This window comes from uncultured Oscillibacter sp., from assembly GCF_910584465.1.
Taxonomy (GTDB): Bacteria; Bacillota; Clostridia; order Oscillospirales; family Oscillospiraceae; genus Oscillibacter.
Genome location: NZ_CAJUBK010000137.1, coordinates 1 through 1,744, shown reverse-complemented (window position 1 = coordinate 1,744; position 1,744 = coordinate 1). Strand labels below are relative to the sequence as shown.

Annotated in this window: 2 protein-coding genes and 1 pseudogene; all 3 read right to left on the bottom strand. The window is 67.7% G+C overall.

The genetic code is table 11. The annotated features are described in order from the left end of the window. Positions 1-81 precede the first annotated feature (81 nt). Positions 82-1,023: an AEC family transporter gene (locus QZ332_RS13635; RefSeq protein ID WP_295766438.1), complete on the bottom strand. Its 942-nt coding sequence runs from the start codon at positions 1,021-1,023 to the stop codon at positions 82-84. A 47-nt stretch (positions 1,024-1,070) separates the two neighbouring features. Continuing rightward, a complete protein-coding gene (locus QZ332_RS13630) occupies positions 1,071-1,418 on the bottom strand; it encodes a 2-dehydro-3-deoxyphosphogluconate aldolase (protein ID WP_295766436.1) in 348 nt (115 codons plus the stop codon). A 90-nt stretch (positions 1,419-1,508) separates the two neighbouring features. Then, a pseudogene (locus tag QZ332_RS13625) lies at positions 1,509-1,744 on the bottom strand (exo-alpha-sialidase); the annotation flags it as partial.

The window sequence follows — 1,744 nt, the reverse complement described above, 5'->3', positions numbered from 1 at the left end:
CATGGGACCGGTCCCATGCCGCTGCTCCTTTCCTTGTTTTTTACCTTGCTTTTCCACTTCCTGTCCCCGGCTCCTCCCCTGTCACAGCAGCCCGAGGCTCTTGAACAGGAAGGTCCAGCAGAACATCGTGAACACCGACAGCACCGTGTTGGCGCAGACCAGCTGTCCCGCCAGAGGGCCGTCCGCCCCCATCGCCACCGCCATGGGATAGGACGCCACGGCGCTGGGCGCCGCGAACAGGACCATCAGGCCGCAGAGGCCCTGCCCCCGGAAGCCCAGGGCCACCGACAGGGGCAGGAACACCAGCGGGATCAGGACCATCCGCAGGGACACCCCCACCGCCAGCGGGCGGCGGTCCGCCCGGGCCTCCCCCAGGTCCAGGCTGACGCCCAGGGAGAGGAAGCTGATGGTGGTGGTGACGCCGGCGATGTCCTCGATGACGCCCCACAGCAGCTCCGGGATGCGCAAGGGCAGGGCCATCATCCCCAGCGCCGCCAGCGTCGCCAGGACCATGGGGTTTTTCAGGATGGACCACAGCAGCTCCCCCGGCTCCGCCCGGCCGGAACGGCCCACCTCCAGGATGACGACGCTGTACGCGTTGGTCAGGGGCACCGCCACGGCCCCCAGCAGGGCCACGGGGCCCACGTTGCCCTCGCCGTAGATGGACTCCGCCACGGCGATGCCGAAGAGGATATAGTTCGCCCGCATCATCGCCTGCCCGATGGCGGCGGCCTTGGGCCGGTCCTCCACCAGCCTCCGGGGCAACAGCAGGGCCAGGGGGAAGATCGCCGTGACCGCCGCCGCGGCGAAGAGGGCCTCCTCCAGCCCGAAGCTCCGGGAGAGGTCCGTCTCATAGATGTTCTTGAACAGCAGCACCGGCATGAATATCCGGAAGGCCAGCTTGTCCACGCTCCGCATGGCGGGGCGGTCCACCACCCCCATCCTCCGCGCGCCCGCGCCCACCAGCATCAAAAGCGCCATGGGCACGACCACCCGCAGGGCCGCGAGGAAGCTCTCCAGCATCGTCCTCTCCTCCCGTCTCCGCGTCCTTCAGCAGATCCCCTCCCGGGTCACCGCTGTAGGATGTGGATGGCGAAGCCGCCGTATTCACCGTCCAGGTACACGTTCTTCAGCCTGCCGTCCTCCGTGTAGGCGGCGGTGTCCATATCGAAGGTGAAGCCCTCCCCCTCCAGCTCCTCCACGGCGGCGGGCAGATCCGCCGTCACCATGGCCACATGGCCGTGGGTCCCCAGGAAGGGCGCCTTCATGCACTCGAAATAACTCCCGGCGAACTCGGACTTCTGCCCGTGGCGGGGCTCCAGGCCGAACATCCGGCACAGCAGCTTCGCCAGGCGGTCCGCTTCCTCCGCGCTGGAGGTGTTGATGCCCAGGTGGGCCAGCTCGAATTTGTTTTCCATCGCGGTCTCCTCCTATTTTTCAGGAGCGCCCGCCGCAGATCCGCGGCGGGCGTCCGTCTCATCCCCCCGCGCCTCCCGCGGAGGCGCGGATCACCGGGACTGCGCGGCGGTGGGATTGTAGAGCCCCACCGTCTCCCGCTTCGCGCCCATGACGTCCGCCTCGGTGAAGCGGACGTACTTGATGGCCTTCCGGGTGAAGGCGGCGTAGGTCAGGTGGATGCATCCGTCGGCGCTCTGCATGATGTGGGGGTATTCATACTGCTTGTTGTTCGTCTTGTTCTCGTCGCCCATGAAGCCCTCGCCCCGCTCCATCCAGCGGATCAGGG

What these genes read in the sequence shown, in the direction of transcription:
- QZ332_RS13635 (WP_295766438.1), bottom strand. Translation starts at nt 1,023, where the DNA reads ATGCTGGAGAGCTTCCTCGCGGCCCTGCGGGTGGTCGTGCCCATGGCG.
- QZ332_RS13630 (WP_295766436.1), bottom strand. Translation starts at nt 1,418, where the DNA reads ATGGAAAACAAATTCGAGCTGGCCCACCTGGGCATCAACACCTCCAGC.